Raw genomic sequence first — 22672 nt, forward strand, 5'->3', positions numbered from 1 at the left:
CTTTTGACACAGCCTAGACCCGAACCAGCCTTACAAGCAGTCGTCAGCGATGCCCGGAAGTGGTCATGCGTCGGCAAGCCAATTTGGCTCACTATGCAGCGGCCTCTGCTATAGTTTCGGTTCAAGCTTTCGGTCCGATCGCCCCCTCACGCCATTCTTGCCGAGGCTCGGGCGACCAGAGTGACATGATGCCAGTCATCGCTCGCCGCGGCAGCGATGAAGGCGCCCATCCCAGACTGGATCGACGCATAGCGTGTGACCATGCGAGCCGTCCTCGGTCCGATTTCAAAGTTGAGGCGATGGGCGACACCGAGGCATTCAGGGGAAACCATGCCGCTGGCTCTAGCTTGCAGCAGCGCCTTTAGGAGCGACCACGGGTGACCGAGCCCCCGCATGATGATCGTGAGGGCATGAGGAGTCGGCGCTTCGTAGCAGGCGATCAGCACAGCAACGGGCAAATCCACATCCCTCGCCAGGGTCGCCAACACATCTTCATGTCGTCGGTGCTCGAGCCAATCCGCGATCGTCGATGAACTCGTGGGTTTCGCCCGCGGATTCCTGGCGGCAACAGCAGCCGAGGCGGCATAGCGGCCGAGGCAGTCGGCGCAAACCGTCGTGCCGAAGGACTGAGCGACTTGGTCCAAGAGAGTGTTGGCTTCCCCGCCGCTGAATTCCCCCTCCTCGATGAGGGCCTGTGACGCTGATCGCCGCGCGATGGCAGCCAGGGTAGCACGGCCGGCTTGGGATAAATCAGCTCGGTTCGCTAGCGCGAGCATGAGCGGAAGCGAGCCGGCGGCATCCGTGACAAGGCTGTCCAGCGTTTCCGTAGCCACGGCCGCTCCGGGATTGGTGAGTAGCGCCCTTGCAACAGTAGGATTCCTGCCTTGAAGGAGGGCCCCGGACACCTCTGGACCTAGAGTGCTTCGGCGAGCAATGGCCGTCTGTTGCTCTAGCCCGACGCTTTCAATGAGTTGAAGGAGCCAATCGTCGTCGAAGCTGGCACAATGTTCCAGAAGTGAAATCGACACGGCAGGGGAGGGATCGCAGGCTAAGCGAGTGGCCGTGATCCGGGGAGCCCGCCGGAGAGGCGTCAGGCATTTGGCGAATGTCGCGCGGGCCTCCAGATCGACTTGATCGAGCAGGCTGGCCAAGAGACGATCGAAGCTCGGCTTGTCCGCGGCCGGCAAGCGCGACCAATGTCGCGTGAGGGCCGCCGCCGAACGAAGCACCAACTCCGATTGGCGGGCGTGATCCTTGCCGAGGATCGCAGCTTCGATGTCGCGAACCAACAGATCGAGACGTGGCAGCTTCATGCGGCCAAGAGAGGCGCTCATCGCGCAATTGACGCCGCCGCGACGCCATCCTCGTGGCGGTCGTCTTCTTTCCGCAGCGCTTCCAGGAGATAGGGCTGCCACAGGCCGTAGGTCTCGTACACGACCCGGTCGATGTCGGTCGGGGTGAAGGGAAGGCGCAGAAAGGTGTTGGCGCCGAACAGCGAGAGCTTCGACGCGGAAGTGTCATCGTTCCGCCCGACCACCATGACGATACGCGCGCTCGTTCCGTGGGCATCGATCCGGCAGGCGACTTCCGATGGCGGCATGTCGGGAATGGACGGGCCGATGACCACAAGATCGATAGGCTGCGTCGCGGCCGCCTTCACCGCACTTCGGCCGTCCTTGGCTTCGATCACGCGAAAGCGGAATGAGGTTGCCGCGAAGATGTGCTGGGCGACCTGCCGGGTCTTCGATCCGGGCTCTACGAAGAGGAGTGTAAGGTCCCGGCACAAGAAGGCTGCAGCCTGCAGCACATGCCTGACGTTGCGCTGGCCGAGGGGTTTCAAAAGAACATCGTAGGCATGGAGTCGCCGCGCGATCGCCGACCAGCGCGCCACCAGCAGATCCGCGACGAGGACAATCACGCTGTGGACGCCAGAAGTTGTGCGCCATGTGGTGATCATATCGGCATTCGTGCCCGGCAAGATCGTATCGATGAAGAGAATATCGGGCGAGATCTCGGCGATAGCTCGTTGCAGTTCGAAGCCGTTGATCACTACTCTAACAGAAGCGTTCGGAAGAACGGCGACGATCGCTTCCAGAAGTGTCAAACGCGTTTCCTCATCTGGATCCGCAATCAAGATATTCATGGAGCCACCTTCATATTTATAGTTTTATGTAAGGCAGCGCCGTGCTCATTTTGGAAATGCTCGTTTTGGATTGGTCGGTAGCACGGCAAAAGTTGAGCTAAGTCGAAGGTTTATTGCTGATTTTCGCAGCTGATTGTCAGTGACCTTCAGCGCGAAAGCATGCGGTTCTGGATCGGACTAGGTTTGTACGGCAGATCTTAAATTTATCGATACTTTCCAAAGAAAAGTGGAGCTGGAAAGCGGATGCCACAGGCACTGCTTGAGTTCCAAAGCGGACCGGCTACTTCCAACCCGCCTCAGTCGTTTTGGCTGCCGTCGGCGCTTATCCAAAGCTGTCATCCTTTGCTTGTCCGGCGACAGCGAAAAGGTCGATCGATATCGAACCGCTTTAACATCAGATGAACCTTAGGGGGCATTCGCGCCACGTTGAACGATACGGGTGCGACTGCAGCCTTCTATGAGCGCGCAGAGCATTCGAATCGATTGTGCTTCCCAGGTTACTGTAGCCTATCTTAATCTTTCAGCACAATTTTCCATCGCGTATACATGAATTTTCCGCGCCGGAATTGGACATTAGTATGTTGGGTGCGCTGAGCTGTTCTTCAAAAAACATGTGCCCGGCAATCGCTAAAATGACGTTATTTATGCCATTACCGAGGAATGATGTAATCCGTCCGCAACAAATGCTTAAAATATTTGGGTGATATAATGCAACGACACCCTCTTCAAGGTGTCCGGATGCGATCTGATGGCGAAGTGTGATGTCTGACGTGCCAGCAAATTGTCAGCCTGATAACGAGAGCGAATTGGAGCATCCAGAAGCCGTTGTCTCAGGTGCCTTCGGTCTTGCTCGGGCCGCCACTTATGCTTTCATCACCAGCGATGAAAGAGGCCGCATCACTTTCGCGAACGAGGCCGCTTCGGACCTCTTCGGCTATAGCATCGACGAATTGATAGGCGCGAACATCGATCTGGTCGTTCCGGAGCGTTTCCGTGCCAGCCACGAAGCGGGCATGGCACGGATGGTCCGCAACGAGCCCTCCCGTCTGGCTGGTCGAACGATCGAGGTCACGGCTCGCCGCCGCAACGGTAGCGAGTTTCCCGCTGAGTTCACACTCTCGATGTGGCGGGACCGTTTCGGTCTCGGCTTTGGCGCGATCCTGCGGGACATCTCCGAATGGCGGGCGCGCGACGAGCGTCTGGTCCAATTGGCCCACCATGACCTACTGACGGGTTTGCCGAACCGCGCCCGCTTCGAAGAGGCACTCGATGCCAGGCTGGCGGCTGGAAACGCCGTCGGCGTCCTCATGCTGGATCTTGATGGCTTCAAGGAGGTGAACGACAGTTGGGGGCACAGTACGGGGGATGCCGTGCTCCAAACCTTAGCCATTCGATTGCCGGCTTGGCTCGGGGAGGAAGCGGTTTTTGCGAGGTTCGGTGGCGACGAGTTTGCCGTCATGCTGCCAGATGCGGGCGATCCGCCGACGCTCGCCGTGAACGCGACGACACTTCTCCACGCCTTCGACACCCCACTCCGGGTCGGATGCCACATCTTCCATCTCGGGGTCAGCATCGGAGGAGCTGTCGGTCCGACGCAGGGAGCATCCGCAGAGGAACTCATCGGCAACGCTGATTTGGCCTTGTTTCGAGCGAAGCAGGAGGGCAAGCGCCGTTTTCGCTCCTTCCAGCCAGCTATGCGCAGCGCGCTGCTGTCCCGTCTAGCCATGCGGGCCGAGTTGCACGAGGCGACGCGAGAGGGCGAGTTCGTGCTGCACTACCAACCACAGGTCGCCATCGGCACCGGGCGCATTGTCGGCACGGAGGCCCTTCTGCGATGGCGGCATCCCCGGCGCGGCATGCTTCTGCCGGGTGCATTCCTGTCCCATCTTGAGGACCATCCTCTGGCCCTCGAAGTCGGGCACTGGGTCGTCGAGGAGGCCTGCCGACAGGCCGCAGCTTGGCGGGATGCAGGGCATCCGTTCATCAGAATGGGCGTGAACCTATTCGCAGCTCAGGTACGGTCGAGGACACTGGCGTCGGACGTCGCCATGGCGCTCCGACGCCACCGGCTGCCCCCCGGGATGCTGGAACTCGAAATTACTGAGACCATCGTCCTGGGCGTCGACGAGGCTGACCTCGAACAGTTCCGCGAGCTTCATCGCCAGGGGGTCGGCATCGCGTTCGACGATTTCGGCACGGGCTACGCGTCGCTGAGCTCACTCAAGCGGTTCCCGCTGACGCGCCTCAAGATCGACCGGAGCTTCGTCCGGGACTTGATGAGCGAGCGGCACGATGCTGCCGTCGTGCGGGCCATCGTCCAAATTGGGAACGACATAGGCCTCGACATCATCGCAGAGGGTATCGAGACTAGGGATCAGGAGGCACTGCTCCTTAAGATGGGCTGCCGAGATGGCCAGGGCTACCTTTACGGCAAGGCGCTGCCGGCGGCGCAATTCGCGGATCTCGCCCAAGCTTCGGGCAGTCACAAACGGTTGGCCGGATGAACGCGCTGGGCCGGTGGCGCCGATCGGCGCGCGGCATCCTCATCTCCAGACGGTATACCCTGGTCACCCCATCTCAGGCCCTTGGCCCTTGCTCGGGATCGCCCGCGGACGAAATGCCAGCGTCCACTTTTCGCGGTTAATTCCTCAATGCAGTTCGTCCTAAATCTACCCAGCACAGCCGATCAGTGGGACCTCTCAAGACAACCAGAGTTGGACGACAGCGGGTCGACCACTTTCGGCGGTCAAATCAAAGAAGCAGACCTTCTTTGCGGACTAACCGAAGCCCCGAAGCCGATGATCCCCCCCTGCTCTCCATGCCAATCTTCCGGTGACGCAGCAGCGACCGAGAGGTGAACCGAGCGCACCCGGAGGAGGGCTGCCCCCTCCGAGTCCACGCCTCCGGGAATGTCGATCCAGTCGAAATCGCTTCGCCACGCATGGCATGGTCATCGCGGTGCAACGGCCTCAGCCCGTGAAGTGCCAAGCAGCTTCAGCTTTGGTCCGGCCCTCGGTAGGCTTCCCATCGGGTCGGAGTCCGACCTCGTCGATCCGAGCCTTCTCGGAATGGCCGAGTGCGAGGTCCCGCTGATTGGCGGCGGCGGTGTGCTCGCCCTTGGCGAGGTGCCTGGCCGAATGTCGGTAATGAGCGGCGGCCCCGTTCGTGCTGATGCGCCGCCTCCGCGCAGGCCAGTTCCAACTCGCTCTTCGACATCGCCAAATCCCTCCCGAGATCGCGTTCCGACGTTCCCCGTCCAGGCCGTCTCAGTTGCGAACCTGGGACTGCACCATCTCGCGGCCCCAACTGGTTCTGGCGGCCTCGCGAGCGGCGCGTGCGGCGTTCGCGGTGGCAGTGGCAGCCCTCACGATGGACGCGCGCGCCCCAGCTGCCGCCTGGCGCATCGCCGCCACCTTCGAACTGATCGAGACCGCGACGGCATCCCGGGATTTTTCGACCGCCTCGCGGGTCGCCTCGACGGACTTCCGTGCTGAATCCGCAGCCTTACGCATCGATGCGTTCGCTGCGCCCCCCGCCGCCCGGTTGGCTTCGGTGATCTTGGTCTCGGCGCGGGTGGCGGCCTCCGCAGCGTCGGTCGCGAGTTTTCCGATCATGTCGGCGGACATCTTCGGGGCCTCCTTCAGCGCAGCCTTCGATGCCTGCATCGCAAGCCGGGCCGCCTCTTAGGCAGCATCGGCGGCTTGGCTCGCTTCGCGCCCAGCCTCCCGCATCGTCGCCGCGGCATCCCCGGGAGGTGCCATCGGGACCTGCGCCTGGACCGTGGTCATCATCGACAAGGCGATGAACGTCGCCGTGAGGGCCGTCGTCGTATGCATGGCAAAATCCAATCGTGTCTTCGAGGATGGGGGACAGTGGCCGTGGGCCGGCCGATCGCGGCTCAGTCCGTCCGCGGGGTCTTGGCGGCGGCGGTCCAGTAGGCGTCAGCCTTCGCCGTCTGCTGGGCGAACGGCTCCGCCTTCACGAAGCGCCCCTCGATGATCCGGGGTGCCCGATCCATGGCGTCCTTGGTCGCATCGAGGACGAGGATGTGCAGGTTCGGCGAGACCTTGAACTGGTTCCACGGAACCGCAACGTGACGCTCGCCCAGGCCGAAGACGCCGCCGCGGGCGACGACGAGGTAGGCGATCTTGCCGCCCTCCGGTCCCATGACGATGTCGTCGACGCTCCCGAGCGCGACGTTTTCAGGGGTGCGCACTTCGCTCCCTAGCAGGTCGTCGGCGCGGAAGGCGGTGGTCCGCGAAGCGACCGGCACGGCGAGCGAGAGTTCCTGCTTGCGGAAGCCCATCGCGTTCGCGACCCGAAGGTCACGTCCCTGCAAATCGGTTTTATAGTCCTCGTAGCTGGTGCGGATCTGGACGAGCACGTCTTCGCAGGGCTGCTGCTTCCCGTGGCGTGCCAGGACGTCAGCGCCCGCGAGCAGGACCCGGACCTCGTATCCCGGGCGCGCATTTGTGTACGGAATCATCGCGGACGCGGCGCCCATCGCCATGCCGGCGTCGGATCCGAGGCTACCCGCCCAATACCCACCGAGTGGATAGCCGTAGCCGTAGCCCGATCCGCCGAGCCAGTATCCGTCCTTCTCCATCTGCGCATCGAAGGCCTTGAGATGGTCGAGGCATGCTTGGGCTGGCTTGGCGTCCAGCTCTGTGACGGGGGGCGTGGCTTTCGGCTCCTCCGTGGCACGGAGCGGGCTTGCGAGGGCGAGGGCGGTGCAGGCCCCGAACGTCAGGGGGCGGATGAGGCGGCGCATGGAAGGTTCCTAGGTGGGATGAAGGCGGCGGGCGTTCGTCAGACGATGGTGAGGTCGTTCTCGACGATGCCGACGCCCGGGGAGCTCCACGCCGTGGTGGCGGCGAGCCGGCGCTCGTGCTCGGTGTGCACGCTGCCCGTCAGCCGGACGCGATCGCCCTCGACATCGACGCCGACGCGCTTGGGATCGAAGAAGCAGGAGCGGCCCAGCGCACCCTTGATGTCCTGGGCGATGTCGTGGGCGTTGGCGCGTGGCTTGATGGTGACTCGGTTCGAGAGACCCACGACACCGAGCAGCGACCGGACGTCGAGGGCGGCGGCGTCCTTCTGGAAGTTCCAGCCGACAGCGCCGTCCAGGCTGACCCATCCGTCCTGCACCTGGACCTTGACCGTGTCGGGAAGGATCGCGGCGTCCCAGTCGAGCCGATTGACGACGGCCGCGGCGATGTCCCCGTCGCTGCGCCGATGCTCGAACGGAAGGTCGACCGAGATCTCCTCGGCGATGGCCCTGACCCCGTTGACCCGGCGGACGGCGGCCTCGGCGGCATGCTTCTGGGCGAAGCTGGCCAGGTGCCCAGTCAGGCTGACTATGCCATCCTTCGACGTCACCCCGAGATCCGTGGCGGTCACGCTCGGGTCCCACGCCAACTCGGCGGCAACGTCCTGCGTCAGTCTCTCGTCGGTAATCATGGCAGCTCGCCCTCGTCGGTTCGATCTCGGCGGCGGGTGGGCCGGTGGATCTGCTCGACTGCAAACTAGCTCCCCGGCGCAATACATACGCCTAGCGATTATGAGATTTAGCTATGCAAAAGCGATCAGCCTGTAAATGTTCGCTTCAGCGAAATCGAAATTTATGAATGCGGAGGATCTTAATCGGCGGAAGTTTGACTTAAAACAAACGAGGTCCCGGCCATGTCCCGGATTCTCACCTATGGACGGTAGACGTGGGCATCGGTTCTGGACCGCCGCCCGCGTCAGACGCCCACGGCCTGAACATCCACCTCGTTCGCAATTGGGGGTTGGAGTACGCGAGCGAGCGCTTGGATGCTCTCCGTGACGTGGGTCAATACCGTCCGTATCCTCGGCGTGTCGCGGTTGTCCTTGTGGACCAGCAGGAGGATATCGGCACTTGGCGGTTCGGTCGGAACCTCCAGGCGGATCAGCCGAGGCTCCCCATCGCCGCGAAACCGGGCCACGCAGGCAAGGCCGCCGTTGTTGGCGGATGCAAGCACCGCGGCCTCGTGGCTACTCGTCTGCAGGACGACTCGGGACCGGGAGGCCATCTCCGTCAGCCAGGCCGATTGTGTCATCTCCAGATTGTCTTCCATCTGCGTGATCAGGTGGTGATCCGGACAACCGTTCTCAAAGTCCGGCTCGCCGCGCTCCTCGATGTAGGCCTTCGTCGCGTAGAGGCCGAAGGCGATGCCGCCGATGCGGCGCACGACGAGGTCGTGCTGTTCGGGCCGCCGCATGCGCACGGAGATGTCGGCCTCGCGCATTGCCAGGCTCAGTTCCCGCGGGTTCGGGATGAGCTCTACCATGATGTCGGGATGCCGGGCGTGCAGGGCGGCGAAGCTCGGTGCCAGCAGGTGCGCTGCCATGGTCTCGGCGCAGGTCACCCGCACCAGCCCGCGCAGGCGGGTGTCGCGACCGGTGACGTCGCGTTCCAGAGCCAGGGCCTCCGCCTCAAGCCGCTCAGCCTTCTCGCGTACCTCCTCGCCGGCCAGCGTCAGCACGTAGCCTTCGGGGGTGCGGTTCAGCAGTCGGACGGAAAGGGTCGCCTCCAACGTGTTGAGGCGCCGGCCGACGGTCGACTGCGAAACGTGGAGCACACGGGCGGCCGCCGATAGACTCCCGTGCCTCGCCAGGGTCAGGAAAAATCGCAGATCATCCCAGTCCAGCATCCAGCGATCCCCCCCCCAATTCTGCAGCCCCCATCATCATATTTACTTGATCGTGCGAAGAGCGAAAAGCATAAATTACAAACCTCTGGATGCCCCCCGAACAAATATTTGCACCATTGAATTAAATCAGGGCGTCGGCCAACAGCGAATAGGAACTCCGCATGGCTAAGTTGCCCCTTACGCCCGATGTTCTGACTCCGTCTCTGGTGAGCAAGCGAGAGCTCGACATCGTAATCGCGAAGGCCAAGGCAGATCCGACTGCGGTCCGGACCCTGCGGTGCCGCACGGTGGCGCTGGGGAGACTTCACCAACTCAACTACATCCGGAACCTGCCGCCGCAGCCGGTCATGGAGGACGAACCCGAGGGCCTGCTCGGCGAGAGTACCGCACCTAACGCCTCGGAGGCCCTGCTCGCAGCCCTGGGATCGTGCTTGTCCATTGGCATCCACGCCAACGCCCTGGCGCAGGGCATCCCGATCCGCTCGCTAGAGCTCCGCGTCGAGGCCGACATCAACATGACGTCGGTCTGGGGCAGCGGTGACCTCCATCCGAAGACCATCGGCTTCGAGACCATCCGGGTCTGCGTGGACATCGATGCGGACGCATCGCGAAAGGCCCTGGCGGCACTCATCAAACACACTGTGCTGTGGTCGCCGGTGGCGAACACCCTGCACAACCCGGTCCACCTCGACGTCGCCCTCGCCCCTGCTACCGTCGCCTGAAGCGAGGCCGGACATGATCGCGACATCGACCCTCTTTTCGATGGGACAGCGTTTCGTCCGGAGGATGGGTGAACGAAGGGGATCGATACCGGTGCTTGGAGCTTTGCCCATTCCCGCATCGCAGGACGAGGGGGATCTCGACCGCCTCGCGATGGAGGCGAAGGCTCATACGGTCGCATTAGTCCTAAGCGAGAAGCGCTCCCGCTTCACCCAGGAAGCCGGACGCATCGGTTCCTGGACCCTCGATCTCGCGACGATGTCGCTCGATGCCTCGACTGGTTGCAAGGCGAACTTCGGTCACGATCCCGATGCTGCCTTCACCTACGAAGCGTGGATCGAGGGCGTCCACCCTGACGACAGAACTCGCATGAAGTCTGCGGTCTCGGAGGCCATCGCGGGGCGGAACCGATATGACTATGAGTTCCGGATCACGTACCCAGGCGGCGCCGTCCACTGGATCCATGCCAGGGGACACGCCTCCTACCGACCGGACGGCACGCCCCTGACCATCGCAGGCATTTCTCTAGACATCACCGACCGCAAGCGGATCGAGGAGCACCGCGACCTGCTGGCGAAAGAGTTGGCCCACCGGGTCAAGAACACCCTCGCGACGGTTCAGTCGGTCATCCGCCATACGCTCAGGACGTCCGCCTCACTGGAGGAGGCCGAAGCCACCCTCGATGCCCGCATCTTCGCGCTGGCAGCGGCGCACGACGTGCTCATCCGCGACACCTGGGAGGGCGCAACCCTCGCCGAAGTCGTCGCCGTAACGCTGAGTCCGTTCGGGGCCGAGCAGGCGGATCGGTTCATAGCCGACGGACCGACCGTGCACCTGACCTCTCGGGTCGCACTTGCCTTCGCCATGGCGCTGCACGAACTCGCCACCAATGCGGTCAAGTACGGCGCGCTGTCCACGGACGCTGGGAGCGTCCTGCTGACGTGGGACATCCTCGACGGGGTCGGCTCGGACCAGCTGCGTTTCCGCTGGCAGGAGTCCGGGGGGGGCCCTCGTCGTTCCGCCGACCCGGACGGGCTTCGGGTCCCGCATGATCGAGCGCGCGCTGGCAATCGAGATCGGCGGGGCAGCCGACATCGCGTACCACGCGGCCGGCATTCACTTCACGGCCGTGGCGCCCCTTCACGGTGTTTCCCTGGATGGCTGACCGCATTGCATGCGTCCTGGGCGCCATGCCACGCAGATCTGCACCTCCGGTCGCCGCATTTGGTTCCGATCGGTGTCGCTCCAGGCGCGTTGTCCCGATGCGACGTCTAAGGTCGGCAACCCACACCGCGAGATGACGATGTTCGAAGCCGACGCCGGCTCCGTTCTCGCCAAAACGGTCGTGACCGTTCGTGGCCGAGCAAGCGACGGCCGTGTCTGGGACGTCGTCTCGGTCAGGTTGGCCGCAGGTGTCCTGCGACGCGCCCTCCTGCGCGACAAAGAGGCACACGTTGCCTTCCTCGAATCTCGTCCGGCAAACGCGGAGCGGATGCAGGGCACCGACCGCTGGAGGGGCCGCTGAGGCGAAGTCTTTTACAAAGTCTTCGACGAGATCACACCGAACCGGAAGGACAGACTCATGTCGATCCATTCAATCCCGGTCGGGCCCGCACCCTTTCCGCTCGCCCCGCCGTCGTACCTGTGCGGCGGCGTCGACAAGGTCCGTCTCGTCAGCCTGGCCACGGCACTGCCCCTGGCGGAGCGCGACGCGATGGAGCCGTTGAGCCGTCGCGTCGCGCTCGACCAGCGGCAGTCCCTTTACGGTCAGGACGAGCCTGCGGTGTCGGTCTTCAACGTCACCTCCGGCGCCCTTAGCTTGTACCGCCTCCTTCCTGACGGACGACGCCAGGTCACGGGGTTCGCCTTCCCCGGGGACTTCCTCGGTCTCTCCATGCTCGACCGGTTCGCGGTCTCCGCCGACGCCCTCGGACCGGTAACGGCGTGTCGCTTCGAACGGCTGGCCTTCATGGACCTGCTTCGAGGGCAACCCAGCCTGATGATGCACTTGCACGAGATCATGGGACATGAATTGTCCCGAGCCAAGGACATGATGATGCTGCTCGGGCGGCGGACTGCCGATGAGAGGATCGCGACGTTCCTTTTGGGACTTCGGGAGCGTTACGTCCGGATCGGACGGTCCTCGGTCACCCTGGAACTGCCGATGGGGCGGCTCGACATCGCCGACCATCTCGGCCTGACCATCGAGACGGTGAGCCGGACATTCGCCAGGCTGGACCGGGACCACTGCATCCTGATCGTGCCTGGCGGCGTACGCCTCGTAGACCACGATCGACTCGCACGGATGTCGGCGCACTGATCATTCTTTCACGCGCGGAAAGCCTATTCTCTGTCGCGATGCGCTCATAGGCCCGGCGTTCGCTTGATGTCCCGCCACCGGGACCGTGCGCCGGACGGGCCAGAGGCCTGCACGGCCCCCGTGTCTGCGGGGACGTCCGGGCGGATATCGCTCGGCACCACCTTTTCCGAAGGCGGCATGTTCGGGCCGTTGGACGTGGCTTGGTCGCCCTCCAAAGGCGCCGCCTGGAGCGTCGTCGCGACCAGAAGCGCTCCCAGGACGGCGACCATGGTCTTGCGTATTCCAGACATCGTCGGGGTATCCCTCTTCGGGGCGATAGTATCGTCTTCTCCACATCATGGGCTCAGCGTCGCCGACGAAGTTTGCGCTGGATCAAGGACGCGACGCGGCCAGGGAATAGTGTTCGCCCCATCGGCACGGACGGTACGAACCGTTGTCGGGTGACCCATCGACGGCCGCCCACGCCGAAAGGCTTCAAGCCCCCCCGTCCCCGTCCCTGTCCGCGTCGCGATCGCCCGGAACAGGGCGCATTCCACTTACAGGAAACGCATCATGACCATGGATAAGACCTTGCAGACCAACGTCCTCGCCGAGCTCGGCTGGGAGCCGAGCGTCACCGCCGCCCATATCGGCGTGACCGCCAAGGACGGCATCGTGACCCTGACCGGGCACGTGCAGAACTACTTGGAGAAGTACGCCGCCGAGCGTGCTGCCGGGCGCGTTAAGGGCGTCCGGGCCGTCGCCGAGGAGATCGAGGTCCGTCTCCCGCACCACACGAAGAGAAACGACGACGAGATCGCCGTGGCGCTGCTGCAGCGTTTGGCTTGGAACGTCTCCGTTCCCGACGAGGCGGTAAAGGCGAAGGTCGAGAAGGGCTGGGTCACTCTCACCGGCGAGGTCGACTGGCAGTTCCAGAAGGAAGCAGCGCAGCACGACATACGCGGCATGCTCGGCGTCGTCGGGATCTCCAACTGGATCACGATCAAGGAGAGGCCCAACGCGAAGAACATCGGTGCCGACATCACCAAGGCGCTGCACCGGAGCTGGTACGACCCGAAGACGATCAACGTCAGCGCCAACGGCGGCGTCGTCCACCTGAGCGGGACCGTGGACACCTGGTACGACCGGCAGATGGCCGGTTGGACGGCCTGGGGCGCTCCCGGCGCCACCACGGTCGAGAACGACATCCGCGTCGTCTGATCGGTCGCCCAACCTCGAAACGCCACCGCATCGGGCAGACCGCCCGATGTGGGGTCCGTCAGGAACCCTTCCGATGATCAGCGCCCACATCCACGGCCACGACCGGGCCATCCTCGGCCGGATCTTCCATCACCCAACCAGCAACAACCTGGAATGGCGTGAGGTTGTGGCCTTCGTCGAAAGGATCGGCAGCACCGAGGAGAAGCGCGACGACCGGTGGGGCTTCACCCTGGCGGGCCGGACGGCGACCTTCCTCCGTCCGCGGGATAAGGACATGGACCCACGCGAGGTCGAGCGCCTGCGCCGCCTAATGCAGGATGCCTGTCTCTCGCCCTACTCAACCGAGATCCTTGAGGCTTCGCCGGACCAGGGGGACAACGACGCCCTCATCGTTGTCGACCATCACGAGGCCCGGATCTACCGCCTCGACCTCGAGACCGTCGGCGGCGAGACTGAGACCACGCTGCGCCCCTACGATCCGAAGGGCTACATCCACCATCTCTCCCATAAGGAGGACGGCAACTATCGCGGGCAACGCGCGCCGGAGGACCTCGCCTACTACGACCGCATCGCCGCCGCCGTCACGAACGCGCCTCGGATCGCCATCGTCGGGCACGGCACCGGCAAGGCAAGCGCGATGTCCGTCCTGTCCGAACGCCTGCGCGAGCACCATCACGAGACGCAGGGCCGCGTCGTGGCGACCGCGACCATCGACCTGTCGGCCGCCACGGACGGACAGCTGCTGGCGCTCGGCCGCGAGATGCTCACCCGAGATGCCAAATGATGAACGCTCGCGTTTCCATCGTCGATGCCGGTGAGCCGACCCTGGACGAGGCGACCGCAATCGTCGGGCGCGCCGTCGCCGAGGCCCGCCGGCTCGGGATTACTGTGAGCGTAGCGGTCTGCGGCCCCCAGGGCCGCCTCATCGCTTTCTCCAAAATGGACGGCGCGGGCTGCATGAGTGCCCGCCATGCCATCGGCAAGGCGGTGGCCTCAGCCATCTCTGGGGAGCCAAGCGAATTCATGCCCCCGCCCGGAGATGACCTCTACTGCTCCATCGTCGAGGGTGAAGGGACTGCGGCCTTCCACGAGCGCGGCGGTGTTCCTCTGAGAAGGGCCGGTGCCCTCAGGGGGGCCATCGGCGTGTACGGCGAGGCATCCTGCGATCAGGACCTTGCCTGCGCGACCGTCGGGGCAGCCACCTATAGGTGAAGCAGACCTCGGCAATGGCTTCCTCGACGACGGCGGCGGTAGGCCACGTTCGTCGAAACCCGATCCCGATGCGCCGTCACGACCGACGACTGTTGGCGACCCTGAAGGTCCGCTTCGTGTCGTCGTCGCGGATCGAGACGTACTCGCTCTCGACGAAACGGTCGCTGCCCAACCGGTAGCCCAGCTCATCATCGTCGGTGGTCCTGTCGTCGTCGGTCAGCCAGGTCCCCCGCCGAAGCCTCCCTGCCTGTGGACTAGGCGCCCGTCGCGATACGTCACGCGGTACGCCGAGGGCCTTGTACGGCTCTTCGCCCAGTACGGATTCCTCCGGCTTGGGATGACGACTGGACCTAAGATGGCATGTCAGCCCTCAGAGCCGGCACCGGAATGCGCCTTGGCCACGCTTATGCGGGCGAATCCCCGAACGGGGGGCTCGACGTCGTTCTTGCTCCAAGCCAACGGGCGAGCCCGCTCCGATGACGGACCGGTCATGCCGCCGGCCGGCGATGCGCGGCATCACCCGGGGCCTCCTCGAACTCGGCATCGACGATCTCGGGATCGAAGGACGGGGGCTTGGGCGCCGCGGGGCGCTCGCCCAGGCGCATGGCCGCCTGGTACAGACGTTCAGTCGCGGCCTTGATGCGCGCGATGTCACTGCCCGTGCTCGCATCCCGCGCCACCGTCAGTGCCCGCTCGACCTCGGCCTTCACGTCGGCGGCGACTTGCCCCCCCGCCTCGTTGAGGCTTTTCTCGGTGGTGTAGATCGCGACGTCGGCGTGGTTACCGGCCTCGACCAGTTCCTTGCGCACCTTGTCGGCGCCGGCATGGGTCTCTGCCTCGCGCACGAGCCGCTGGATCGCCGCCTCGTCCAACCCGCCCGATACCTCAATGCGGATCGCCTGTTCCTTCCCGCTGGCCTTGTCCTTGGCCGAGACGTTGACGATGCCGTTGGCGTCAATGTCGAATGTCACCTCGATCTGCGGCTGGCCCCGCGGAGCGGGCGGGATGCCGACGAGGTCGAACTGGCCGAGCATCTTGTTGTCGGCCGCTATTTCGCGCTCGCCCTGGAACACCCGGATCGTCACCGCAGGCTGGGCGTCGGCCGCGGTGGAGAAGGTCTGGCTTCGCTTCGTCGGGATCGTGGTGTTGCGCTCGATCAGCTTGGTCAGCACCCCGCCCAAGGTTTCGATGCCGAGCGAGAGAGGCGTGACGTCGAGGAGCAGCACGTCGCGGACGTCGCCCTGGAGCACGCCGGCCTGGATCGCCGCGCCGATGGCCACGACCTCGTCAGGGTTCACCCCCTTATGCGGCTCGCGACCGAACAGCGTCTGCACAGTCTCTTGGACCTTCGGCATCCGGGTCTGTCCGCCGACGAGGACGACCTCATCGATCTGTGAGACTTCGAGGTTTGCATCCTTGAACGCCGCCTTGCACGGTCCGGCCGTACGCTCGATCAGGTCCGCCACAAGGGCCTCGAGCTTGGCGCGGCTGAGCTTGATCGCGAGGTGCTTGGGACCGTTCTGGTCTGCTGTGACAAAGGGGAGGTTCACCTCGGTCTGCGTGGCGCTGGACAGCTCGATCTTGGCCTTCTCAGCGGCGTCCTTCAGGCGCTGCAGCGCCAGCCGGTCCATGCGCAGGTCGATGCCGCTCTCCTTGCGGAACTCGTCGACAAGATAGTCGACAATGCAATTGTCGAAGTCCTCGCCGCCGAGGAAGGTGTCGCCGTTGGTGGACTTCACCTCGAACACGCCGTCCCCGATCTCAAGGAACGAGACGTCGAAGGTACCGCCGCCGAGATCGTAGACGCCGACCTTGCCGCTGCCCTTCTTGTCGAGCCCGTAGGCCAGCGCGGCTGCCGTGGGCTCGTTGATCATCCGGAGCACCTCCAGGCCGGCGATGCGGCCGGCATCCTTGGTCGCCTGGCGCTGGGCGTCGTTGAAGTAGGCCGGCACGGTGATGACGGCCTTCGTGATCGTCTCGCCGAGGAAGGCTTCGGCGGTCTCCTTCATCTTCGTGAGGATATAGGCGCTGATCTGGCTCGGGCTGTAGGTCTTGCCCCGCACCTCGATCCAGGCGTCGCCGTTGGGGCCCGGCACGATCTTGTAGCCGACCATGGCCTTATCCTTCTCGGTCAGCGGATCGTCATAGCGACGGCCGATCAGGCGCTTGATCGCCGAGATGGTGTTCTCCGGATTGGTAATGCTCTGGCGCTTGGCCGGCTGGCCGACGAGGATCTCGCCTCCTTCGGTGAAGGCGACGATGGACGGGGTGGTCCGTCCGCCTTCCGCATTCTCGATCACCTGTGCCTTCGCGCCATCCAGAACGGCGACGCATGAGTTGGTGGTACCGAGGTCGATGCCGATAGCCTTGGACATGGTGGTCTCCGAGATGTCTGTGGTGCGGGGTCGGCCCGTCGACATGCGTCGCCGGCGGCGTCGGCGCTCGTAGGCTGTCAGGTTCGAGGTACGGTCCGCGGAATGCCTGGGCCGGGCCGTCGCGATGTCCGATCCCGTGAAACGTGTCCGGCGCTAACGGAAGCCGGAGGATCGGGCGGGACCCGGCTCGTCGTGCGGGGGGCCTTCAGGGTCGCCCCGCCATCGTCGTCCCAGGTCTCGCGCTGGAACTCCTCGGTGGGCGAGGCGCGCGCGGGTTCGGGCTTCATGTTCGACCTTTCCTGCCTGCTGCCGGGCGGCGGAGGGCCGCCCCAATGCCCGTCAGCGCGAGGGGGCCGCGACTTCGCCAGCCGGACCGGTCGCCGCGGCTTCGGGGCGGGCCAGAGCTCCGGTCGTGTCTGGAGAGGTCTTGTGGCAAGTGCAGTCGATATTCCGGTCGCCCGTCGCGGCATTGCTTCCCGGCTTGGTCGCCGCAGCCGCATCGGCTGGTGTGCTGCGGCAGGTGCAGTCCAGGGCCTCGACCCGTTCCGGCGGGGCGACCTTTGCGCTGCCGGGATTGTTCGCGCTGTTCACTTCGTCGGTCGGGAGCGTGGCCTGGGCAAAGCCAACGTCGGTCAGCGCCAGTGCGAACACGGCGGACATGAGCAGGACGGAAAGACGCATCGGGGATTTCCTTCGTCCGATGTCGAGCACCCGGCTCCAATTCATCGCCGAACGTCTATGCGCCCACACCGATTGGGCGGCATTGTCTTAGATCAAAGACACGAATAAGCCGTCAAATAGTCTTGGCTTGTGCTTCGAAGGCACGCCCAAAGACTAGGCGCCGCATGGCCCATGTCGTCCCAATCGCCCGTTCCGACCAGAGGGCATGCCTCATCGGCGGCGGTATCACTTTCCTTGCGGGGAGCGCCTTACTCATCCGCGACGTCATTCATTGATTATCCCGGCGCCGCGTCAGAACGGACCGTGTCGTAATTTCACAGGTGTAGAATTCAGATGCTCGAACGCGTCGTGCCCTCGGGATTGCGGATTGCCCGGATCGGGCATCCCGGTATTCGTGCCGAGATCGGGACGTCGCGTCCGAGAACGTAAGAATCGGGTGGGGATCGTCAGGCCAGCTTCAAGCTTCCGCCGGACAAGCTCCAGGCCCGTTGCTCGTATCCACCGGCCTCGTGGATCACGTCAGGATGCGGATCGACCGGGCCGGGCGAGAACGGCCCCAGATCGTCCGGGGTCGGAAGGCTTTCCGCAGAATGATGAACCGCGACCGGTGTGGCTTGACTCACCCTCGGGGCAAGCTGCGACCCGGTGCCGGTGCCGTCCTCGGCGGCCATCTCATCGGCGAGACGCTCGGCCACGTCCAGGGCTTTGCCGATCCTGTCGGCCTGCTGGCAGACCTCGTCCTCGTCGATCCGGCAGGCATGATCCTCGGACCACCACCGCCCGTTGTCCATCTTACGGATCAATTCCGTGAGGCGTCGTTGCTGCAAGGTGAGGGCTTCGACGGCGCGGGGACAGACCATGTCGTGTTCCTTCATCGCCACGGCCTGAGCGAGCGGGAAGCACGCGTCGATCCTATGGTCGTGGACTTCACCGTAGATCCTGGGCCGCCAATGCCTTTGCGGTGGATCAAAGAACTCGGCTTCGCGGGTCCGTAGCTTCGCCGAATACCTGAACATCCCCTTTCGACAGGCAGGGCTCGCATCCCCGTCCGCGAAGAGTTCGGGCTCGCCGGGCCATCCCTCCCATCGCCAAGGAAACCATCATGTCCCACGACACCACCCTGCAACACGCGGTTACCGCCGAACTCATCTGGGACCCGAAGGTGACCTCCTCGGAGATCGGCGTTACGGCGAAGGACGGGGTCGTCGCCCTTTCCGGACAGGTCGGGAACTACGACGAGAAGGTCGCTGCAGAGGCCGCGGCCCGTCGCGTACGGGGCGTGAAGGCCATCGTCCAGGAGATCGAGGTCCACGTCCCGTTCGCCCTGAAGCGACCGGACGAGGATATCGCGGCGACCGCCGTGGCACGTCTCGCCTGGAACGTGGCGGTCCCGCCAGACCGCATTTCGGTGGAGGTGTCGAAGGGCGTCATTACCCTGAAGGGTGAGGTCGACCAATACTTCCAGTCCGAGGCCGCCGAACGTGAATTACGACAGCTCTACGGTGTGGTGGCGGTCGATAACTTCCTCACCGTCAAGCCCCAAGTCGACGTCGCGGCGATCAGCGATGACATCAGCGAGGCGCTCAATCGCTCGTGGCTGTTCGATCCGAAAACCGTGACCGTCACCGCCGATGGTGGGATGGTCCATCTCGGCGGGACGGTGCGCACCATGCAGGAGCGCCGCGAGGCGGTCGGGGCGGCCTGGGCTTCCCCGGGCACGACGGCGGTCGACAACCGCATCAGCGTCGTCTGACGGACGGGCCGCGCTGTGCTGGACGACCCACGCCCAGCAGGCCCCCCGACCGCGACCGGAGGAATCGAACATGTCCAAACCCCACCTCGACCACGGCGATGTCACGCATGGTGATGCGTCCGATACGGACGGACACCGCATCGAAAGTGCGACCGACGAGATCTTTGCGCGGGCACAGGACGCCGTCCGCGACGTCGCCGATCGAGCCACTCACTTGGCTCAGGACACGCTCGACCGCGGGCGGGTCGGCATCCGAAAGGTCGAGCGATCGAGCCGCCGCGGGCATCCGAACGGGGGCGGTCGCCCCGGGACCTCGCCCTTCGCCACCGCCCTCGCCGTAGGCGCCATGGGCTACGCCATCGCCACCCTGATCCAGGGGGCGACCCGGAAACGCCGCGTCAATCCGGCAAATGCGGTGCCGGACAAGGTCATGCCCGCGGCACCTGCCGGGTAACCGCCGAAACTTCGCCTTCGGCTCCCCCCTTCTTGGAAATCGCGCATGCCCCCCGAGACGAGACTGACCGAAGGCCAGATCCGCGACCGCGCCTTCTACCTTTGGGAGCGGCGCGACCGTCCACATGGCCACGCCGATGAATTCTGGCTCCAGGCCGAACGGGAGCTCCTCGGTGAGATGACCGGACGACCGGTCCTGCCCGACGGGGATTTCGTGAAAAGCGGGTCGGGGTCCGATTGCTGCTGATCCAAGCACTTCGATCCCCCCGGCAAGAGGAGACACCCGGCATGACGACGACCATCACGTACCACGGGTCCGTCACCGACGAGGCACATGGTCGTAACCGCCACGACATCCGCGTTGCCGGGCCGATGGCGCGATCCGTCGAGACGTGGTTCGTCCATCATGCCGATGCCGTCCGCTCGCCGGAGCAGGTCGTGCCGGGCGAGATCCGGATGGATGTCTTCGACCCGCCGACGGGATGGCTTGGCCGGTCCGCCGTTAGGGACATCCTGCTTCGGGCGAGGCTGGCACTCCCGTGCGCCGGAAGCATGGCTTATGTCGACGTAAGACGCCGCTGAACTTTCCTGATTGTGTCCGTCACTAGCGGAAAGGCTGTCGTGCTCCACTCGACAGGAACCGACTTGCTATCACGGCCGGAGGTCCACGATCACACCACCATCGCCCCGCACTGGCTGACGGCCAGCCTCGGGCTGGTCCTCACGCTCATCGGCATTTTCCTCGAAAACGTCGTGCCGAAGGGCGCGGCGTCACGCTGATCGGACCGATTGCCCTCCAACAACTCATTGACCCGAAATGGCGCCGGCTGCTGACGCACCGGCATGGGATCGCGGCTAACATCCTCATCGCGGTCGCGCTCTTCCACGGCTGCGCCGCCCTCGTGCGCCTCTATCTCTGGCATGATGCGGTACTGAGCCGCTTCCTACACGGACTGGCCCCCACCCCTCACGAGAGACCCTGACGCCGATGCGAGCGGTCCATAAGGAAAACCATGTGATCGATCGGATCGGCTGGCTGCGCGCCGCCGTGCTCGGCGCCAACGACGGCCTCGTCTCCACGGCCAGCCTCATCGTTGGCGTCGCAGCATCCTCGGTCGCCTCCGGAGAGATCCTGGTCGCGGGCAGTGCCGGCCTGGTGGCCGGGGCAATGTCGATGGCGGCGGGGGAGTACGTCTCGGTCAGTTCCCAGTCCGACACCGAGCAGGCCGACCTCGCCAGGGAGCGGCGCGAGCTCGCCGAGGACCCGGCAGCCGAGCGGGAGGAGCTCGCGGGGATCTACGTCGCGCGCGGACTCGACCCCGCCCTCGCCCTCGAGGTTGCCGATCAACTCATGGCGACGGACGCGCTGGGCGCCCATGCCAGAGACGAACTCGGCATCTCTGAGTTCACCACAGCACGACCGATCCAGGCGGCCCTGACTTCAGCTGCGACCTTCTCCGCCGGGGCGGCATTACCTCTGCTCGTGGCTGCAGTGGCCCCGTTCGGCCTCGTCGTCTACTTAGTCTTCGGGGCATCCCTGGTTTTCCTGGCCGCGCTCGGCGCGCTCGGGGCCAAGGTCGGGGGAGCCGCCATCCCGAGGGCGACCGCACGAGTGGCCTTCTGGGGCGCGGCGGCTATGGCGGTCACCGCCGGCATCGGCCACCTCGTCGGCAAGGCCGTCTGAGCGTCGGTTCAGACGCAGTGTATCTGGTGGTCGATGCTGAACAGGCAGGGCCCCTCCCGCGATGATGCCGACGTAGTTCGCACTTGGAACAATTTGCCCCGCGACGATGCGGGTCAAGTCGATGCCGCTCGCTGCTGGCTATGTCGCACAAGGTCGATTGTCATTTGCCTTCAGCCCGACGCAGGCGCCATCGTGGCTCGTCGACACACTGGCCCGCATTGGTGGTTTCCAATCCCCGGTCGGCGGGTAACGGATCGAGTTCATGCAGGCATCTCGTCCCGCAGGGCGTGATCGTTCATGACTGCGGCCCGCTACGCGGTGATTCCGGCGCTTCAAAACTAGCCAGCATTGCTAGAACGGCAATGCTGAACGCCGTTGACGATCAGTATTACGTGAATAATTAATGCCGTAACCCAACATTTATTACAGTAGATCGTCACGGTGTCCACCATTTACATTGGCGCGCGCGCCGACTTAAAAAGTAATAATCGACTTGGATAACCGGGGGCTGGGGGCGATGTCCTGGTTACCGAAGGCGGCATGATCCACGACGTCTGCGCCTCGAAAACGCTCGGCCGTGCCTCTGTCGGACACGGTGCCACCCATGTCTGCTTGCAAGTTCGGGCGGAGGCATCCTGAATGACCGGGATGGGCGCTTTGCTGCCGAGCTGGTTTCGAAGCCCCTCGACACTGAAGCCGAGGGGCCGACTGCTCAAATCTCAGTTCCCTCTGCCAGGGTCAGAGCATCCTCGACGTCGACACCGAGGTACCTAACCGTGCTCTCGATCTTGGTGTGACCGAGCAAGATCTGGACGGCACGCAGGTTGCCGGTCCGCTTGTAAATCAACGACGCCTTCGTGCGACGCAGGGAATGGGTTCCGTAGTCCTCGCTGCGTAGCCCGACGCCCGTGACCCACTCATCGACCAGGCGCGCATACTGTCGGGTGCTGATGTGCGTCACGCCGTCGAGCCGGCTCGGAAAAGCATAGTCCTCGAGCGTTCCACCCCTGGCCTCCAGCCATGCGAAGATGCTGGTACGAGCGGGTTCGAGCAATTCGAACTGCACTGGTCGAGCGGTCTTGCGCTGGATGACGATGGACCGGCTACGGACGCGACCGCCGCTGACGAGGTCGCCAATCTTGAGCTTGACGATGTCGCAGCCGCGCAGCTTGCTGTCGATGGCGAGGTCGAACATTGCCCGGTCGCGCGTGCGCCGTTCGCGGTCGAGCCAGAACCGGATGGCCCAGACCTGCTGAGGTTTGAGGGCTCGCTTGGCGCCGAGCTTGCGGCCCGCGTTCCAGGCCGGCCGGCCTTTCGTGGCCGGATCGTGTGCTGAGTGTCCCATCTTCTGTCTCCTCGCCGGCTCATGCCGACGAGGCGAGGAGACACCCGAACCAAAGCTATAAAGATGGGAGCATATGCAGACGTTCCGCTGGCGACCGAGGCCGTGTCAAAAC

Annotated in this window: 26 protein-coding genes; 14 read left to right on the plus strand and 12 right to left on the minus strand. The window is 64.4% G+C overall.

The window, feature by feature from the left end; all coding sequences use genetic code 11:
• Positions 1-146 precede the first annotated feature (146 nt).
• Both MFF22_RS21620 and MFF22_RS21625 read right to left on the minus strand, forming a co-directional pair.
• Entirely contained in the window at positions 147-1334 is a 1188-nt protein-coding gene (locus tag MFF22_RS21620; RefSeq protein ID WP_238252645.1) for a DUF2336 domain-containing protein, read from the minus strand.
• Positions 1331-2143, minus strand: a complete 813-nt coding sequence (locus tag MFF22_RS21625; RefSeq protein ID WP_238252646.1) for a response regulator — start codon at positions 2141-2143, stop codon at positions 1331-1333. The genes MFF22_RS21620 and MFF22_RS21625 overlap by 4 nt, the downstream gene beginning before the upstream one ends.
• 761 nt (positions 2144-2904) lie before the next feature.
• Between MFF22_RS21625 and MFF22_RS21630 the strand changes: the two genes are divergently transcribed.
• A complete protein-coding gene (locus tag MFF22_RS21630; protein WP_238252647.1) occupies positions 2905-4647 on the plus strand; it encodes a putative bifunctional diguanylate cyclase/phosphodiesterase in 1743 nt (580 codons plus the stop codon).
• 762 nt (positions 4648-5409) lie between these two features.
• Here the strand turns inward: MFF22_RS21630 and MFF22_RS21635 are convergent.
• From MFF22_RS21635 to MFF22_RS21655, 5 genes are all read right to left on the minus strand, one after another.
• A complete protein-coding gene (locus tag MFF22_RS21635; RefSeq protein WP_238252648.1) occupies positions 5410-5769 on the minus strand; it encodes a hypothetical protein in 360 nt (119 codons plus the stop codon).
• Positions 5770-5826: 57 nt separating this feature from the next.
• Positions 5827-5979: a hypothetical protein gene (locus tag MFF22_RS21640; RefSeq protein WP_238252649.1), complete on the minus strand. Its 153-nt coding sequence runs from the start codon at positions 5977-5979 to the stop codon at positions 5827-5829.
• 62 nt (positions 5980-6041) lie between these two features.
• On the minus strand, positions 6042-6914 hold the full coding sequence (locus MFF22_RS21645) for a PRC-barrel domain-containing protein (protein ID WP_238252650.1): 873 nt from the start codon (positions 6912-6914) through the stop codon (positions 6042-6044).
• A gap of 38 nt (positions 6915-6952) precedes the next feature.
• Positions 6953-7603 carry a BON domain-containing protein gene (locus MFF22_RS21650; RefSeq protein WP_238252651.1) on the minus strand — a complete coding sequence of 217 codons (651 nt, stop codon included), beginning with the start codon at positions 7601-7603 and terminating at the stop codon, positions 6953-6955.
• Positions 7604-7887: 284 nt separating this feature from the next.
• On the minus strand, positions 7888-8817 hold the full coding sequence (locus MFF22_RS21655) for a LysR family transcriptional regulator (protein WP_283206204.1): 930 nt from the start codon (positions 8815-8817) through the stop codon (positions 7888-7890).
• 161 nt (positions 8818-8978) lie between these two features.
• Between MFF22_RS21655 and MFF22_RS21660 the strand changes: the two genes are divergently transcribed.
• The 4 genes from MFF22_RS21660 to MFF22_RS21675 are packed head-to-tail and all read left to right on the plus strand — an operon-like array spanning position 8979 to position 11857.
• Entirely contained in the window at positions 8979-9539 is a 561-nt protein-coding gene (locus MFF22_RS21660) for an OsmC family protein (protein ID WP_370877627.1), read from the plus strand.
• 13 nt (positions 9540-9552) lie between these two features.
• Positions 9553-10812, plus strand: a complete 1260-nt coding sequence (locus MFF22_RS21665; protein ID WP_238252657.1) for a sensor histidine kinase — start codon at positions 9553-9555, stop codon at positions 10810-10812.
• 28 nt (positions 10813-10840) lie between these two features.
• Entirely contained in the window at positions 10841-11062 is a 222-nt protein-coding gene (locus MFF22_RS21670; RefSeq protein WP_238252659.1) for a hypothetical protein, read from the plus strand.
• Positions 11063-11119: 57 nt separating this feature from the next.
• Entirely contained in the window at positions 11120-11857 is a 738-nt protein-coding gene (locus MFF22_RS21675; protein ID WP_238252661.1) for a helix-turn-helix domain-containing protein, read from the plus strand.
• A 44-nt stretch (positions 11858-11901) separates the two neighbouring features.
• On the opposite strand, the gene MFF22_RS21680 is transcribed toward MFF22_RS21675, so the two are convergent.
• On the minus strand, positions 11902-12147 hold the full coding sequence (locus MFF22_RS21680; protein WP_238252662.1) for a hypothetical protein: 246 nt from the start codon (positions 12145-12147) through the stop codon (positions 11902-11904).
• A gap of 262 nt (positions 12148-12409) precedes the next feature.
• Here MFF22_RS21680 and MFF22_RS21685 point away from each other — a divergent pair, with 262 nt between their 5' ends.
• The 3 genes from MFF22_RS21685 to MFF22_RS21695 all read left to right on the plus strand — a co-directional run bounded on the left by MFF22_RS21685 (position 12410) and on the right by MFF22_RS21695 (position 14269).
• Positions 12410-13057, plus strand: coding sequence for a BON domain-containing protein (locus MFF22_RS21685; RefSeq protein ID WP_238252664.1), 648 nt, complete (start codon positions 12410-12412; stop codon positions 13055-13057).
• A gap of 73 nt (positions 13058-13130) precedes the next feature.
• Positions 13131-13841, plus strand: a complete 711-nt coding sequence (locus tag MFF22_RS21690) for a hypothetical protein (RefSeq protein ID WP_238252666.1) — start codon at positions 13131-13133, stop codon at positions 13839-13841.
• Positions 13838-14269 (plus strand): GlcG/HbpS family heme-binding protein, encoded by a 432-nt coding sequence (locus tag MFF22_RS21695; protein ID WP_238252668.1) that lies wholly within the window; start codon positions 13838-13840, stop codon positions 14267-14269. The genes MFF22_RS21690 and MFF22_RS21695 overlap by 4 nt, the downstream gene beginning before the upstream one ends.
• 488 nt (positions 14270-14757) lie before the next feature.
• Here MFF22_RS21695 and dnaK read toward each other — a convergent pair whose 3' ends face one another.
• The 3 genes from dnaK to MFF22_RS21715 all read right to left on the minus strand — a co-directional run bounded on the left by dnaK (position 14758) and on the right by MFF22_RS21715 (position 18185).
• A complete protein-coding gene (gene dnaK, locus MFF22_RS21705) occupies positions 14758-16644 on the minus strand; it encodes a molecular chaperone DnaK (RefSeq protein WP_238252671.1) in 1887 nt (628 codons plus the stop codon).
• A 339-nt stretch (positions 16645-16983) separates the two neighbouring features.
• The gene (locus MFF22_RS21710) at positions 16984-17325 is read right to left on the minus strand and encodes a hypothetical protein (RefSeq protein WP_238252673.1); all 342 of its coding nucleotides are present in this window, start codon (positions 17323-17325) and stop codon (positions 16984-16986) included.
• A 446-nt stretch (positions 17326-17771) separates the two neighbouring features.
• Positions 17772-18185: a hypothetical protein gene (locus MFF22_RS21715; protein ID WP_238252675.1), complete on the minus strand. Its 414-nt coding sequence runs from the start codon at positions 18183-18185 to the stop codon at positions 17772-17774.
• A gap of 242 nt (positions 18186-18427) precedes the next feature.
• Here MFF22_RS21715 and MFF22_RS21720 point away from each other — a divergent pair, with 242 nt between their 5' ends.
• The 6 genes from MFF22_RS21720 (at position 18428) to MFF22_RS21745 (ending at position 21215) form a co-directional block, all read left to right on the plus strand.
• Positions 18428-19078: a BON domain-containing protein gene (locus MFF22_RS21720; RefSeq protein WP_238252677.1), complete on the plus strand. Its 651-nt coding sequence runs from the start codon at positions 18428-18430 to the stop codon at positions 19076-19078.
• Between the two features lie 70 nt (positions 19079-19148).
• Positions 19149-19532: a hypothetical protein gene (locus tag MFF22_RS21725; protein ID WP_238252678.1), complete on the plus strand. Its 384-nt coding sequence runs from the start codon at positions 19149-19151 to the stop codon at positions 19530-19532.
• Between the two features lie 45 nt (positions 19533-19577).
• The gene (locus tag MFF22_RS21730) at positions 19578-19778 is read left to right on the plus strand and encodes a DUF2934 domain-containing protein (RefSeq protein WP_238252679.1); all 201 of its coding nucleotides are present in this window, start codon (positions 19578-19580) and stop codon (positions 19776-19778) included.
• Between the two features lie 41 nt (positions 19779-19819).
• Positions 19820-20113 (plus strand): hypothetical protein, encoded by a 294-nt coding sequence (locus MFF22_RS21735; RefSeq protein ID WP_238252680.1) that lies wholly within the window; start codon positions 19820-19822, stop codon positions 20111-20113.
• A 39-nt stretch (positions 20114-20152) separates the two neighbouring features.
• Entirely contained in the window at positions 20153-20311 is a 159-nt protein-coding gene (locus tag MFF22_RS21740; RefSeq protein ID WP_238252681.1) for a hypothetical protein, read from the plus strand.
• Positions 20312-20519: 208 nt separating this feature from the next.
• Complete coding sequence (locus tag MFF22_RS21745) at positions 20520-21215, plus strand: VIT1/CCC1 transporter family protein (RefSeq protein ID WP_238252682.1); 696 nt, start codon at positions 20520-20522, stop codon at positions 21213-21215.
• Between the two features lie 712 nt (positions 21216-21927).
• On the opposite strand, the gene MFF22_RS21750 is transcribed toward MFF22_RS21745, so the two are convergent.
• On the minus strand, positions 21928-22560 hold the full coding sequence (locus MFF22_RS21750; protein WP_238252683.1) for a tyrosine-type recombinase/integrase: 633 nt from the start codon (positions 22558-22560) through the stop codon (positions 21928-21930).
• Between the last annotated feature and the right edge of the window lie 112 nt (positions 22561-22672).

Origin of the sequence: Methylobacterium persicinum (assembly GCF_022179525.1) — a bacterium.
Lineage (GTDB): Bacteria > Pseudomonadota > Alphaproteobacteria > Rhizobiales > Beijerinckiaceae > Methylobacterium > Methylobacterium persicinum.